A 16853-nucleotide genomic window follows, 5' to 3' on the forward strand; every position below is an offset into this window, starting at 1 on the left:
GCCGAAAGGGGGCGGGGCGGGCATCACCACGATGCCTGCCCCGCCCCCTTTCCCGGTTCGGTGAGGGGCTCCCACCTCGCCTAGGGGTTGGTCCGTGAGCAGGGCATTCATAGTGTTCGGGATATCGCCCGTCGCCGTGACGGTTGCCGCCCGCCGGACCGAATTCGAGGCGCCGATGTCCGAGAACCGCAGCCCCGACAACGATCCCATCGCCGTCGTAGGGCTGGCGTGCCGGTTGCCCGGCGCGGCCACCCCCGACGCGTTCTGGCACCTGCTGCGCGACGGCGTCGACGCCGTCCGCGAGGCGCCGCCGGACCGCTGGCCGGCCGGCCCGGACCGTCCCCGGGGCGGCTGGCTCGACGAGGTGGACCGGTTCGACGCCGGGTTCTTCGACATCGCCCCGCGCGAGGCCGCGGCCATGGATCCGCAGCAGCGCCTGGTGCTCGAACTGAGCTGGGAGGCGCTGGAGCGGGCCGGGATCGCCGCCACCGACCTGCGCGGCAGCGCCACCGCGGTGTTCGCCGGGGCGACCAGTGGCGACTACGCGACCATCGCCCAGCGCGGCAACGGCACCCCGATCGGCCAGCACACCACGACCGGCCTGAACCGGGGCGTGATCGCCAACCGGGTGTCCTACGCGTTCCGCCTCACCGGTCCGAGCGTGACCGTCGACGCCGGGCAGGCGTCCTCGCTGGTGGCCGTCCACCTCGCCGTGCAGAGCCTGCGCTCCGGTGAGGCCACCCTGGCCCTGGCGGCCGGCGTCCAGCTCAACCTCGCCCCGGAGAGCACCCTCGCGCTCTCCGCGTTCGGCGCGCTCTCGCCCGACCAACGGTGTGCCGTGTTCGACGAGTCCGCCAACGGCATCGTGCGCGGCGAGGGCGCCGTGGTGCTCGTGCTCAAGCCGCTGACGGCGGCGCTGGCCGACGGCGACACCGTGCACTGCGTGATCCGCGGCAGCGCGGTGAACCACGACGGCGGTGGCGACAGCCTGGTCACCCCGGTCGAGGAGGCGCAGGCACGGGTGCTGCGGGCGGCGTACCGGCGCAGCGGGCTCGCTCCGGAGCAGGCGCGGTACGTCGAGCTGCACGGCACCGGGACCGCCCTGGGCGACCCGATCGAGGCGGCCGCGCTCGGCACGGTGCTCGGCGGCGCCGGCCGCGCCGGCGAGCCGCTGCGGGTCGGCTCGGTCAAGACCAACATCGGCCACCTGGAGGCCGCCGCCGGGATCGCCGGCCTGCTGAAGACCGTCCTCGCCATCAGCCACCGCGAGCTGCCGCCCAGCCTGCACTTCACCGCGCCCCCGGCGGGCATCCCGCTGGAGCGGCTCGGCCTGCGGGTCCAGACCGAGCGCGGCGGGTGGCCCGGCACCGGGCCGCTCGTCGCCGGCGTCAGCTCGTTCGGCATGGGCGGCGCCAACTGCCACGTCGTCCTCGCCGAGAGCCCGGCGCCGGCCACGAGCCCGGCGCCGACCGCGGACCCGGCGGCCGGCGGCCCGGGCACGGACGCGACCGCGGACCCGGCGGCCGGCGGCGCGACGCCGGCCCTGGTGCCGTGGATGGTGTCGGCCCGCACGCCGGAGGCGCTGCGCGAGCAGGCCGCCCGGCTGGCCGCCGAAGCCGACCCGGAGGACACCGACGTCGCGATCGCCCGTGCGCTGGTGCGCACCCGCACCGGCTTCGAGCACCGCGCGGCGGTCCTCGGGCGGGACCGCGCCGAGCTGCTCGACGGGCTCACCGCGCTGGCCACCGGGCTGCCCGCGACCGGCGTCGTCACCGGTACGGCCCGACCCGGGCGGATCGTGTTCGTGTTCTCCGGCGAGGGCTCGCAGTGGACCGGGATGGCCCGGGCGCTGCTCGACCGGTCGCCGGTGTTCGCCCGCGAGTTCGAGGCGTGCGACCGGGCGCTGCGCCGGTACGTCGACTGGTCCCTGCGGGACGTCGCGCTCGGCGTCGAGGGCGCGCCCCCGGCGGACCGCCTCGACGTGCTCCAGCCGTACCTGTTCGCGGTCCGTGCGGGGCTGGCCGCGATGTGGCGGGCGCACGGCGTCGAGCCGGCGGCGACCTTCGGCAGCTCCCAGGGCGAGGTGACCGCGGCGTACGTGGCCGGTGGGCTCACCCTGGACGACGCGTGCCGGGTCATCGCGCTGCGCAGCCTGATCTACACCCGGCTCGTCGGCCGCGGCGGCATGGTCGCGCTGATGCTGACCCGCGACGAGGTACGCGAGCTGATCGACGGCTGGGACGGCCGGATCGAGATCGCCGCCGTCAACGGATCGCGCGCGGTGGTGGTGGGCGGCGCCGACGACGCCCTGGACGAGCTGGTCGAGCACTGCGTCGCGCACGACATCCAGGCCACCCGGGTCCGGGCCGGCTTCGCCTCGCACACCGCGCAGGTCGACGAGTGCCGCGACGAACTGCTCGACGCGCTGGCCGACCTGCGGCCACGGACCGGCACGGTGCCGTTCTGGTCCACCGCGCTCGACCGTTGGGTCGACACCGCGGAGCTGGACGCGAACTACTGGTACGACAACGTCCGCCGTACCGTCGAGCTGGAGGCCGCCGTGCGCGGCCTGGCCGCCGACGGCTTCCGGTTCTTCGTCGAGGTGAGCCCGCACCCGGTGCTGGTGCACAGCGTCCGGGACACCGCCGCCGACGCCGGCCTCGACCTGGTCGCGGTGCCGACCCTGCGCCGCGACGACGGCGGCCTGGACCGCTTCGTCACCTCGGTCGCCACCCTCGCGGCGGCGGGCGCCGAGCCGGACTGGGAGAGCGTGCTGGGCGCGCCGGCCGGGCCGCGGGTCGCGCTGCCCACCTACGCGTTCCAGCGCAACCGGTTCTGGATCACCGACGACCCGGCCACCCTGCCCGCCCGGCAGGCCGGCCCGACCGTGGCGACGCCGCTGTCGGCCGACCCGCTCGTGCTGGTCCGCGCGCACGCGGCGGCCATCCTCGGCCATGCCGGGCCGGACGCCGTCGACGCCGACCGGACGTTCCGCGGCCTCGGCTTCGACTCGCTGACCGCGGTCGAGCTGCGCAACCAGCTGGTCGGCGCCACCGGCGTCGAGCTGGACACCACGGCCCTCTACGACCATCCGACGCCGCGCCGGCTGGCCGAGCACCTGAGCAGCCGGGCCGCCGGCGGGGGCGACGCCGCCCGCCCGGTCACCGCCGGCGTGGCCGCCGGCAGCGAGCCGATCGCCGTCGTCGGCATCGGCTGCCGGTACGCCGGCGACGTCCACGGACCGGCCGAGTTCTGGCGGCTGGTGGCCGGCGGCGTCGACGCGGTCACCGGCCTGCCGACCGACCGCGGCTGGACGGTCGACCTGCCGTCCGGTGCGGCCGGCGCGTTCCTGGCCGGCGCCGCCGACTTCGACGCCGCGTTCTTCGGCATCTCGCCGCGCGAGGCGCTGGCGATGGACCCGCAGCAGCGGGTGCTGCTGGAGACCGCGTGGGAGGCGCTGGAGCACGCCCGGCTGGACCCCCGCTCGCTGCGCGGCACCCCGACCGGCGTGTTCGTCGGCGCGATGGCCCAGGAGTACGGGCCGCGGCTGCACGAGGCGTCCGGCGCGGTCGAGGGTCAGGTGCTGACCGGCACCACGATCAGCGTCGCGTCCGGCCGGATCGCGTACACGCTCGGGCTGGAGGGCCCGGCGATGACCGTCGACACGGCCTGCTCCTCGTCGCTCGTCGCGCTGCACCTGGCCGGGCAGGCGCTGCGGTCCGGGGAGTGCGATCTGGCCCTGGCCGGCGGGGTGACGGTGATGTCGACGCCGGGCATCTTCACCGAGTTCTCCCGCCAGGGCGGCCTGGCGCCGGACGGGCGGTGCAAGGCGTTCGCGGACGCCGCGGACGGCACCGGCTGGGGCGAGGGCGCCGGGGTGCTGGTGCTGGAACGTCTCGCCGACGCCCACCGCAACGGGCACGAGGTCCTCGCGGTGCTGCGCGGCACGGCGGTCAACTCCGACGGCGCGTCGAACGGCCTGACCGCGCCGAACGGGCCGTCGCAGCAGCGGGTGATCCGCCAGGCCCTGGCCAACGCGGGGCTGCGGCCGGCCGACGTGGACGCGGTGGAGGCGCACGGCACCGGGACCCGGCTGGGCGACCCGATCGAGGCGCAGGCGTTGCTGGCGACGTACGGGCAGGACCGCCCGTCCGACCGGCCGCTGCTGCTCGGCTCGGTGAAGTCGAACATCGGGCACACCCAGGCCGCCGCCGGCGTCGCGGGCGTCATCAAGATGGTGCTGGCGATGCGACACGGCGTGCTGCCGGCGACGCTGCACGTGGACGCGCCGTCCGCGCACGTCGACTGGTCGTCAGGCGCGGTACGGCTGCTGACCGGGACCCAGGACTGGACCGCCGAGGAGGGCCGGGTCCGCCGGGCGGGGGTGTCCTCGTTCGGCATCAGCGGCACGAACGCGCACGTGATCGTGGAGGAGGCGCCGGCCGCGCCCGGGACCGCACCGTCCCCGGCGGCCGGGCCGGCGCTGCCGTGGGTGCTGTCGGGCCGGTCGGCGGAGGCCCTGACCGCGCAGGCCCGCGCGCTGGCCGGGTTCGTCGCCGGGCGGCCGGAGATCGACGTGGCCGCGGTGGCGCGGGCGCTGGTGTCGACGCGGGCGGCGCTGGAGCACCGGGCCGTGGTGGTCGGCGCCGATCGGGAGGAGCTCCTGGCGGGCCTGGCCGGGGTGGAGCCGACCGGCGCGGCGGGCGCCGCCGACGGTGGTGTCGTCCTGGTCTTCCCGGGTCAGGGCGCCCAGTGGCTCGGCATGGCCGCCGACCTGCTTGCCGAGTCGCCGGTCTTCGCCGCCCGGATCGCCGAGTGCGCGGCGGCCCTGGCGCCGTACGTGGACTGGTCCCTGCTCGACGTCCTGGAGTCGGCCGACGACGACTGGCTGCTGCGCGTGGACATCGTGCAGCCGGCCCTGTGGGCCGTGATGGTGTCGCTGGCCGCGCTCTGGCAGACGTTCGGCGTCGACATCGCCGGCGTGGTCGGGCATTCGCAGGGCGAGATCGCGGCGGCCGTGGTGGCCGGGATCCTCACCCTGCCGGACGGCGCGCGGGTGGTGGCGGTGCGCTCGCAGGCCCTGCGGGCGATCGCCGGTACCGGCGGGATGATCGCGGTCGCCGCCGATCCGCACGCGGCGGCCACCCTGGTCGAGGGCGTCGCGGGGGTGTCCGTGGCGGCGATGAACGGCCCGGCGTCGGTGGTGCTCTCCGGCGACGTGGCCGGCGTGGACGCCGTCGAGGCCCGGTGCGCGGAGCAGGGGGTGTGGTGCCGGCGGGTGCCTGTCGACTACGCCTCGCACAGCGCGCACGCGGACAGCCTGCGGGCGGAGTTGCTGGCCGCGTTCGACGGGTTGACCCCGCGGGCGGGCACGCTGCCGTTCCACTCCACGGTGACCGGTGAGCGGATCGATCCGGCCGAGCTGGACGCGGCGTACTGGTTCGAGAACCTGCGTCGCCCGGTGCGCTTCGACGACGTGGTGACCGGGCTGATCGCCGCCGGGCACCGTACGTTCGTCGAGGTCAGCCCGCACCCGGTGCTGACCGCGGGAATCGGCGAGCGGGGCGGCGCGACGGCCGGGTCGCTGCGCCGGGGCGAAGGCGGGCTGGCGCGGATGCTGCGCTCGGCCGGGGACCTGTGGACCCTCGGCGGTCACGTCGACTGGCGGGTGGCGACCGGCGACGGCGCGGTCAGCCAACTGCCCACCTACCCGTTCCAGCGGCGGCGCTTCTGGCTCGAACCGCACGGTCCGCTGCTCGGCGACCCGATCAGCCTGGCCGGCGCCGGCGCCCTGTGGAACGGCACCCTGTCGACGGCGGCCCTGCCCTGGCTCGCCGACCACGCGGTGCTCGGCCAGACGCTGCTGCCCGGCGCGGCCTTCGCCGAGATCGCGTTGCAGGCCGCACCCGGTCTCGGCGAGCTGACCCTGCAGACCCCGCTGGTCCTGCCGGCCACCGGTGACGTCGCGATCCAGGTGATCGTCGAGGACGGCGCGTTCCGGATCGCCTCGCGGGACCCGGACGGCACGGACTGGACCGTGCACGCCACCGGAACCGTGACCGAACCGGCCGAGCCGGGCGACGCCGGGCTTTCCGAGTGGCCGCCGGCCGGCGCGGACGAGCTCGACCTGAGCGACTTCTACGACGAGCGGGCCGCCGCCGGTTACGGTTACGGCCCCGCGTTCCGCGGCCTGCGCCGGGCCTGGCGCGCGGGCGACGACACGTACGCCGAGGTCGAGCTGCCGGCCGAGGCCGCGGCCGGACTCGACCGGTTCGGGCTGCACCCGGCCCTGCTCGACGCCGCCCTGCACGGCGCGCTGCTCGCCTTCGACGGCGCCGTGCTGCCCTTCGCCTGGTCCGGTGTGCGGCTCCACGCGACCGGTGCCACCCGGCTGCGGGCGCGGATCAGCCCGGCCGGCGCCGACACCGTGGCGGTGTCGCTCGCCGACGCCGGCGGCGCGCCGGTGGCCGAGATCGACGGGCTCACGTTCCGCCCGGTGTCCTCGGCGGCGCTCACCACCGCGGTGCGCGACGCGCTGTTCGAGGTGCGCTGGACGCCGTCGAGCGCACCGGCCGCCGTGACGACCGGAACGGTGCTGCGGGCCGACGGCCCGCTGCGGGACCGGCTCGGCGAGGTCCTCACGGCGATCCAGGACCACGTCGGCGGTGACCGCGACGAGCCGCTGGTGATCGTGACCACCGGCGCCGTGCCGGTCGGCGGCCCGGTCACCGACCTGGCGGGCGCGGCGGTCTGGGGCCTGGTGCGGTCGGCGCAGACCGAACACCCCGGTCGCCTGCTGCTCGTCGACACCGACGACGACCTCGGCGGGCAGCCGCTGCCCGTGGACGAGCCGCAGATCGCCCTGCGCGACGGCGTCGCCCACGTGCCGCGGCTGGCCCGGGCGACCGCCACCGCCGCCGAGGACACGCCCGCGACCAGCGGCACGGTGCTCGTCACCGGCGGCACCGGCGTGCTGGGTGCGCTCGTCGCCGAGCGGTTGGTCACTGCCCACGGCGTACGGCGGCTGGTGCTGACCAGCCGCCGCGGCCCGGCGGCGCCGGACGCGGCCGGGCTTGTCGAACGGCTGACCGCCCTCGGGGCCGAGGCCACCGTGGTCGCCTGCGACGCGGCCGACCGGGCCGCGCTGGCCGCCGTGATCGCCGGGACGGACCTCACCGGCGTGGTGCACTGCGCCGGCACGCTCGACGACGGCGTGCTGACCGCGATGACCGCCGACCGCCTGGACCGGGTACTCGCCCCCAAGGCCGACGCCGCGCTGCACCTGCACGAGCTGACCGCCGGGACGGACCTGGACTTCTTCGTGATGTTCTCGTCCGTCGCGGCGACCCTGGGCACCGCGGGTCAGGCCAACTACGCGGCCGCCAACGGCTTCCTCGACGGTCTCGCCTCGCTGCGCCGCGGCCAGGGGCTGGCCGGCACCTCGGTGGGCTGGGGGTTGTGGGCCGAGACGTCCGCGATGACCGGGCAGCTCACCGGCCGCGACGTCACCCGGCTCGGCGGCGAGCTGTCCACCGAGGACGGCATGACGCTCTTCGACGCCGTCCTGCGGTCCGCCCCGGCGCACGCGGTGGCGGCCCGGATCGGCACGCCCGGCGAACCGGTCCCGGCCCTGCTGCGCGGCCTGGTCCGGCAGCCGGCCCGCCGGGCCGCCGCGACCGGGGCGTCGTCCCCGGCGTTCACCGCGGACGACCCGGCCGAGCGCCGCCGTCGCCTGCTCGACCTGGTACGCGCCGAGGCGGCCGCGGTCCTCGGGCACGCGTCGCCGGCGGCCGTCGACCCCGACCGGGTGCACGTCGACCTCGGCTTCGAGTCGCTCACCGCGGTCGAGCTGCGCAACCGGCTGGCCCGGGCGACCGGCCTCAGCCTCCCCGCCACCCTGGTGTTCACGTATCCCACCCCGAACGCCGTCGCCGACTACCTCGCCGAGCGCCTGGGCGCGCCGGCCGCTTCGCCGGCCCGGGCGGCGGCCCCGCCCGTGGCGGCGGCCGGCGAGCCGATCGCGATCATCGGGATGAGCTGCCGCTACCCGGGCGGCGTGACCGGGCCGGACGAGCTGTGGCGGCTGGTCGCCGAGGGCGGGGACGCGGTCGGCCCGTTCCCGGCCAACCGGAACTGGGCCACCGACGCGCTCTACGACCCCGACCCCGACCGGCCGGGCACCACGTACGCCACCGAGGGCGGCTTCCTGCACGACGCCGACGCGTTCGACGCGGAGTTCTTCGGCATCTCGCCGCGCGAGGCCCTGGCGATGGACCCGCAGCAGCGGATCCTGCTGGAGACGGCCTGGGAGGCGTTCGAGTCGGCCGGGATCGACGCGCGTACCGTCCGCGGCACCCGGGGTGGCGTGTTCACCGGCGTCATGTACCACGACTACCAGACGCTGCTCGCCGGCTCGGACACGCCGGACCTCGACGGGTACGCCGCGATCGGCGTCGCCGGCGGGGTGGTCTCCGGCCGCGTCGCCTACACGTTCGGCCTCGAGGGCCCGGCCGTCACGGTGGACACCGCCTGCTCGTCGTCCCTGGTGGCCGTGCACCTGGCCGCGGAGGCGCTGCGCCGCGGCGAGTGCACGATGGCGCTGGCCGGCGGCGTCACGGTGATGGCCACGCCCGGCACGTTCGTCGACTTCAGCCGGCAGCGCGGCCTCGCCCCGGACGGCCGGTGCAAGTCGTTCGCGGCGGCCGCCGACGGCACCGGCTGGTCGGAGGGGGCCGGTCTGCTGGTGCTGGAGCGGCTCTCCGACGCGCAGCGCAACCAGCACCCGATCCTGGCGGTGGTGCGCGGCAGCGCGGTCAACCAGGACGGCGCCTCGAACGGGCTGACCGCCCCGAACGGCCTCTCCCAGCAACGCCTCATCGCCGCGGCGCTGGAGGCGGCCGGACTGGAGCCCGGGGACGTGGACGCCGTCGAGGCGCACGGCACCGGGACGACGCTCGGCGACCCGATCGAGGCCGAGGCGATCATCGCGGCGTACGGGCGGAACCGTCCCGCCGACCGTCCGCTGCGGCTCGGCTCGCTGAAGTCGAACATCGGCCACAGCCAGGCGGCCGCCGGCGTCGGCGGGATCATCAAGATGGTGCTGGCCATGCGGCACGGGGTCCTGCCCCGGACGCTGCACGTCGACGAGCCGACGCCGCACGTCGACTGGGCCGGCGGCGCGGTGGAGCTGCTGCGCCAGGCGTGTGAATGGCCGGAGACCGGCCGGGCGCGGCGGGCCGGGGTGTCCTCGTTCGGGATCAGCGGGACCAACGCGCACGTCGTGCTGGAGGCGCCGCCGGCCACCGTCGCGGCCGATCCGGCGCTTCCCGGCGGGCCGGTGCCGCTGGTGCTCTCGGCGCCCGGCGCCGCCGCGTTGCGGGCTCAGGTCGAGCGGATCCGGGGTTTCCTGGCCGAACGGCCGGAGCTGGACCCCGCGCGGGCGGGCGCGGCGCTGGTCGGCTCCCGGGTCGTCTTCGACCACCGGGCCGTGCTGATCGACGACATGGCCGAGACCGGGGTCGTCGAGCCGGGCGCCCTGGCGTTCCTGTTCACCGGTCAGGGTGCGCAGCGGGTCGGGATGGGCGCCGGGCTGGCGGCGCGGTTCCCGGTGTTCGCGGACGTGTTCGACGGGATCGTCGCCCGCTTCGACGGACTTCGGGAGGCCCTGGAGTCCGAGGCGATCCACCGGACCGTGCACACGCAGGCCGGTTTGTTCGCGGTCGAGGTGGCGTTGTTCCGGTTGCTGGAGTCGTGGGGTGTCACCCCGGACCACCTGCTGGGTCACTCGATCGGTGAGATCGCCGCCGCGCACGTGGCGGGTGTCATGTCGCTTGACGACGCGGTGACGGTGGTGGCGGCGCGCGGGCGGCTCATGCAGGCGTTGCCGGCGGGTGGCGCGATGCTCGCGGTGCACGCGTCGGAGGCTGAGGTTCGCGACAAGCTGGTCGACGGGGTGGACGTCGCGGCGGTGAACGGTCCGACGTCGGTGGTCGTGTCCGGCCCCGCCGAAGTGATCGACGCGCTGGCGCCGCGGTTCGCCAAGGCGACCCGGTTGACGGTGTCGCACGCGTTCCACTCGTCGTTGATGGAGCCGATGCTGGCTTCCTTCGCGGCCGCGATCGGGCACATCGAGTTCGGGGCCCCGCGCATCCCGATCGTGTCGAACCTGACCGGCGAGCCCATCGAGGAGTTCACCGCCGGCTACTGGGTGCGGCACGTACGCGAGGCGGTGCGCTTCAACGACGGCATGACCTGGCTGGCCGACCATGGGGTCACCCGCTGTCTGGAGGTCGGGCCGGCGGGTGTGCTGTCCGCGACGGCCGCCCCGGAGCTGACCTGTGTGCCCGCGTTGCGCAGGGACCGCGACGAGGTCGCCACGCTGCTGGCCGCCGCCGGGCGGCTGTGGACCGTCGGCGTGCCGGTGGACTGGAGCGCCATCCTGCCGGCGGCCGGGCACGTCGACCTGCCCACCTACCCGTTCCAGCGACAGTCGTACTGGCCGGCGCCGTCGACGGCCGCCCCGGCGACGCGGAACGCCCCCGGCGAGGCGCGGTTCTGGGACGCGGTCGACCGCGGGGACCTCGCCCAGCTCGCCGGTGACCTGAACGTCACCTCGGACACGCTCGGCACGGTGCTGCCCGCGCTCGCCGCCTGGCGCCGGGACCAGCGGACCACCACGGTCGTCGACGCCCTGCGCTACCGGGAGAGCTGGGCACCGCTCAGCCTGCCCCCGACCCGGCTCACCGGCCGCTGGCTCGCGGTCGCCGCCGCGCCCGCGCCGGCCGGGGACGTCCTCGACGCGCTGCGTGACCAGGGCGCCGACGTGCTGGACGTCGTCGTGTCGACGCCGGACGACCTGACCGAGCGCCTCCGCGAACTCGACCCCGCCACCCTCGACGGCGTCCTGCTGCTCACCGGGCTCGCCGAGGACCGCCTGCCGGACCTCACCGCCGTACCGTCCGGGCTGGCGTTGACCGTGACGGGCATCCAGGCGCTCGCGGCGGCCGGGATCGACGCGCCGGTATGGTGCCTGACCCGGGGCGCGGTCTCGGTCGGGCGCTCCGACCCGCTGCGCGCCGACGCGCAGGCCGCGGTGTGGGGGCTGGCCCGGGTCGCGGCCATCGAACAACCCGTCACCTTCGGCGGCGTCGTGGACCTGCCGGAGGTCGTGGACGAGCGGGCCGGGCAACGCCTCGCCTCGGTGCTCGCCGCGGGCTCCGAGGACCAGGCCGCCGTCCGGGGCTCCGGCGTCTTCGGTCGCCGGCTGGTACACGCCCCCGCCCCGGCCGGTGCGCCGGCGCCTCCCGCCGCGACCGGCACGGTCCTGGTCACCGGCGGCACCGGCGCGTTGGGCGCGCACGTCGCCCGCCGGCTCGCCGGTCAGGGCGTACCGCGTCTGCTGCTGCTGTCCCGGCGTGGCCCGGACGCGCCCGGCGCCGCCGAACTGGTCGCGGAGCTGGCGGACCTGGGCAGCGACGCCACAGTCGTCGCCTGCGACGTCGGCGACCGCGACGCGCTGGCGGCCGTGCTGGCGGCGATCCCGGCCGAGCGACCGCTGACCGGCGTCGTGCACGCCGCCGGAGTGGTCGACGACGCCACCTTCCTGTCGCTCACCGTGGCGCAGCTCGACGCCGCCCTGCGGGCGAAGGCCGTGGCGGCGGACCACCTCGACGAGCTGACCCGTGACCTGCCGCTCACCATGTTCGTGCTGTTCTCCTCGTTCGCGGGCAGCGTCGGCAACGCCGGCCAGGCCGGGTACGCGGCGGCGAACGCCCGTCTCGACGCGATCGCCGCACGGCGGCGCGCCGCCGGCCTCCCGGCCACGGCCGTCGCCTGGGGCCCGTGGGCCACCGACGCCCCGGGCGCCGCCGCGGGCATGGCCGCCGGGGAGGTGGGGGAGCGGCTGCGCCGGCTCGGGCTGTCGCCGGTGCCGGTGCCGGTCGCCCTGGACGCGCTCGACACGGCCGTCCGGTGCCAGGACACCGCGATCGTGGTCGCGGACGTCGACTGGACCCGGTTCGCCCCGACCCGGCCGAGCGCGTCGACGAGCCTGCTGGCCGAGCCGCCCACCGTGACCGCCGCGCCGGCCGATCTCACGGCGCTGACGGCCGCCGACCGGCGACGCGCCCTGCTCGACCTGGTCCGCGCCCGGACGGCCGCCGTGCTCCGGCACCCGATGCCCGACGCGATCGACCCCGGCCGTGCCTTCCACGACATGGGGTTCGACTCCCTGACCGCGATCGAGCTGCGCAACGCGCTCGTCACCGACACCGGCCTGCGGCTGCCGCTCACGCTCGTCTTCGACCATCCCACGCCAGCCGCCCTGGCCGACCAGCTGACCGCGCTGCTCGGCGGCGGAACCGACGAACCGGCCGAGGCCGCGCAGCCGGTCGCGGAGCACGGCGACCCGATCGTCATCACGGCGATGGCGTGCCGCTTCCCCGGGGGCGTGAGCACGCCGGAGGACCTCTGGGCGCTCGTCCGGGACGGCGTCGACGGGCTCACCGAGCCGCCGGCCGACCGGGGCTGGCGGCCCGGGGCGGGTTTCGTGGGCGGGTTCCTGCCCGACGCCGCCGACTTCGACGCCGCCCTGTTCGGCGTGTCCCCGCGCGAGGCGCTCGCCATGGACCCGCAGCAGCGACTGCTGCTCGAATCGGTCTGGGAGACCTTCGAGCGGGCCGGCATCGACCCGCGATCGGTGCACGGCGAACGGATCGGCGTGTTCGCCGGCACCAACGGCCAGGACTATCCGGCCGTGCTGGCCGCCGCGGGCGGAGCCGACGTCGAGTCGCACACCGCCACCGGGAACGCCGCCGCCATCCTCTCCGGCCGGGTCTCGTACGCGTTCGGCCTGGAGGGCCCGGCGGTCACGGTGGACACCGCGTGCTCGTCGTCGCTCGTCGCGATGCACCTGGCGGCGCAGGCCATCCGGGCCGGGGAATGCCACGCGGCACTGGCCGCCGGGGTCACCGTGATGTCCACCCCGGGCGCGTTCGACGAGTTCGACCGGCAGGGCGGCCTGGCCCCGGACGGCCGCTGCAAGGCGTTCGCCGACGCGGCCGACGGCACCGGCTGGGGCGAGGGCATCGGGGTCCTGCTGCTGGAGCGCCTGTCGGCGGCACGGGAGCACGGCCGTGAGCCGCTGGCCGTGCTGAAGGGCAGCGCGGTCAATCAGGACGGCGCGTCGAACGGGCTCACCGCCCCGAACGGCCCCTCGCAGCAGCGGGTCATCCGGCAGGCCCTGGCGAACGCCGGCCTGACGCCGGCCGACGTCGACGCGGTCGAGGCGCACGGCACCGGCACGAAGCTGGGTGACCCGATCGAGGCCCAGGCGTTGCTGGCGACCTACGGGCAGGACCGGCCGGAGGACCGGCCGTTGTGGCTGGGCTCGGTGAAGTCGAACATCGGGCACACCCAGGCGGCGGCCGGCGTCGCCGGGGCGATCAAGATGGTGCTGGCGATGCGGCACGGCGTCCTGCCGGCCACCTTGCACGTGGACGCGCCGTCGGCACGGGTCGACTGGTCGGCCGGCGCGGTGCGGGTGCTGACCGAGACCCGGGATTGGGACAGCTCCGGGCGGGTGAGGCGGGCCGGGGTGTCCTCGTTCGGGCTCAGCGGCACCAACGCGCACGTGATCCTGGAACAGGCGACGGCGGCGCCGGTCGCGTCGGCGTCCGCGCCGGCCGGCCCGGTCGCGTGGGCGTTCTCCGCGAAGACCGACGGCGGCCTGCGCGGGCAGGCTCGGCGACTGGCCGGGTACGCGACGTCGGCCGACCCGTCGGACGTCGCGCGGGCGCTCGCCGGCGCCCGGGCGACCCTGGAGCATCGCGCGGTCGTCGTCGCGGACACGGCGGAGCGTCTCGCCGCCGAGCTCGCCGAACCGTCGTCGCCGATCTCCGGTGTCGCGTCGCCGGGCGGGTTGGCGTTCCTGTTCACCGGTCAGGGCGCGCAGCGCGTCGGGATGGGCGCCGGGCTGTCGGCGCGGTTCCCGGTGTTCGCGGCGGCGTTCGACGCGGTCTGTGCCCGCTTCGACCAGCTCCTCGACATGCCGCTGGGGGAGGCGGTCGACTCCGAGGCGATCCACCGGACGGTGTACACGCAGGCCGGTCTGTTCGCGGTCGAGGTGGCGTTGTTCCGGCTGCTGGAGTCGTGGGGTGTCGCTCCGGACTACCTGCTGGGGCATTCGATCGGTGAGATCGCCGCCGCGCACGTGGCGGGTGTCATGTCGCTTGACGACGCGGTGACGTTGGTGGCGGCGCGCGGGCGTCTGATGCAGGCGTTGCCGGCCGGTGGGGCGATGCTCGCGGTGCGGGCGTCCGAGTCCGAGGTTCGTGCGATGCTGCCGGCCGGGGTGGACATCGCCGCCGTCAACGGCCCGACGTCGATCGTCGTCTCCGGTCCCGCTGAGGCGATCGAGGTGTTGGCGCCGCGGTTCGCGAAGGCGACGCGGTTGACGGTGTCGCATGCGTTCCACTCGTCGTTGATGGAGCCGATGCTGGCCGAGTTCGCGGCGGCGATCGGGCACATCGAGTTCGGGGTGCCGCGGATTCCGGTCGTGTCGAACCTGACCGGTGAGCCGGTGGAGGAGTTCACTTCCGGGTATTGGGTGCGGCACGTGCGGGAGGCGGTGCGTTTCGCCGACGGCATGGCCTGGCTGGCGGCCAACGGGGTGACCCGCTGCCTGGAGGTCGGGCCGGCGGGTGTGCTGTCCGCGCTGGCCGCGCCGGAGCTGACCTGCGTCGCGGCGCTGCGCAGGGACCGCGACGAGGTGGCCACCCTGCTGGAGGCGGTCGGCCGGCTGTGGACCACGGGCGTGCCCGTCGACTGGACCGCCGTCGTCGGCCGCCCCGAACGGACGCTGGACCTGCCCACGTACGCGTTCGACCGCACCCGGTTCTGGCCGGCGACCCCACCCCACGGCGAGGAAACCCCGCGGTTCCACGCCGAGACCTGGGTGCCGGTGGCCGAGCCCGCCGCCGCGCCGGTCGAAACCTGGCTGCTGGTGCTGCCCGACGGCGTCGACTGCGCCGACATCGTCGCCGCCTTCCCCTCGGCGCGGACCGTGACCGTCGACGACGCCGCCGGCCGCGCCGAGTTCTCGGCCCTGCTCGCCACGGCCGCCGGCACCGGGCCGCTGCGCGTGCTGTCACTGCTGGGGCTGGACACCACGCCCCACCCGGGCCAGCCGGACGTGCCGGCCGGTCTCGCCTCGACCGTGGCGCTCGCCCACGCCGTCACCGACCTGCCCAGGCCGACGAAACTCTGGTGTCTGACCCGCAACGCGGTGGCCACCTGCGCCGCCGACGGCCCGGTGAACGCCGTCCAGGCCCACCTTTGGGGCCTGGGCCGGGTCGCCGCGATGGAACTGCCCCAGCACTGGGGTGGCCTCGTCGACGTGCCGCAGAACCTCGACGAGACCGACCGGCGTCGGCTGGCCGCCGCGCTCGCCGGCGCGGACGAGGACCAGCTCGCGCTCCGGCCCGCCGGCATCCTCGCCCGGCGGTTGCGCCGGACCGACCCGCCGACCGGCGCGGCCGAACCGGTGATCCCGACCGGCACCGTGCTGATCACCGGCGGCACCGGCGCGCTCGGCGGCCACGCCGCCCGCTGGCTCGCCGCCCGGGGCGTACCCCATCTGCTCCTGCTCTCCCGGCGCGGCCCGGACGCGCCCGGCGCCGCCGACCTCGTCCGCGAGCTCACCGCGGCCGGCGCCGCCGTCACCGTGCGCGCCTGCGACGTGGCCTCGCGCACCGACCTCGCCGCCGCCATCGACGCCATCCCCGCCGAGCACCCCCTCGACGGCGTCGTGCACACCGCCGGGGTGACCGCCGACAGCCCGCTGGAGACGCTCACCCTCGACCAGCTGGCCGCGGTGCTGCACGCCAAGACTCTCCCGGCGGCGCACCTCGACGCCCTCACCGCCGGCCGGCCGCTGCGGATGTTCGTGCTCTACTCCTCGATGGCCGGCGCGGTCGGCAACCCGGGCCAGGCGAACTACGCGGCCGCCAACAGCTACCTGGACGCGCTGGCCGGCGACCGGCACGCCCGCGGCCTGCCCGCCACGGCGCTGGCCTGGGGACCGTGGGCGGACGGCGGGCTCGCCGCCGGCGCCGCGCTCACCGGCCGGCACCGCGCTCTCGGCCTGCGGCCGCTGGCCGCCGGACCGGCGATGGCGGCCTTCGGCGTCGCCGTCGCCGGCGACCGACCGGCGATCGTCGTGGGCGACGTCGACTGGACGGCGTTCGCGGCGGCCACCGGGCCGGGCCGGCCCAACCGGCTGCTCGCCGAACTCACCGACCAGCCGTCGACCGGCGACGCCGGCGCGGCCTCCCCGGCCGAGCAGCTCCGCACCCGCCTCGCCACGGCCGCCGACCGCGACAAGGTGATCCTCGACCTGGTCCGCGCCGAGACGGCCGCGGTCCTGCGGCACAGCGACCGGGACCGGATCGACCCGGCGTCGTCCTTCCGGGACCTCGGCTTCGACTCGCTGCTCGCGGTCGAGCTGCGCAACCGTCTCGGCGCCGCCGCCGGACTCCCGCTCCCGGCGACGCTGGTGTTCGACCACCCCACGCCGGCCGCGCTCGCCGCGCACCTGGCACCGCAGGTTGCCGGCGATCCGGAGCGCCCCACCGTGGCGAGCGAGATCGACCGACTCGAAGCCGTCCTGTTCGGCGTCGCCCCGGACGAGGACGAGCGGGACGGCATCACCGCGCGACTGCGCGCCCTGCTCGACAAGTGGAGTCGTACGAACGCCGGACCCGAACCCGACGACGACCTCGACACCGGGCTCGACCTGGCGACCGCCGACGAGATGCTCGAGCTGATCCAGCGCGAGTTCGGCAGCCCCACATGAC

General features: G+C 76.4%; 1 protein-coding gene. It reads left to right on the forward strand.

What is annotated here, in order from left to right; translation table 11 throughout:
* The first annotated feature begins 175 nt into the window (after window positions 1-175).
* Entirely contained in the window at window positions 176-16852 is a 16677-nt protein-coding gene (locus ACGFI2_RS14320) for a type I polyketide synthase (protein ID WP_393515969.1), read from the forward strand.
* Window position 16853 lies beyond the last annotated feature (1 nt).

This window comes from Micromonospora sp. NPDC049282 (assembly GCF_043197045.1).
In the GTDB taxonomy this organism is placed as follows: domain Bacteria; phylum Actinomycetota; class Actinomycetes; order Mycobacteriales; family Micromonosporaceae; genus Micromonospora.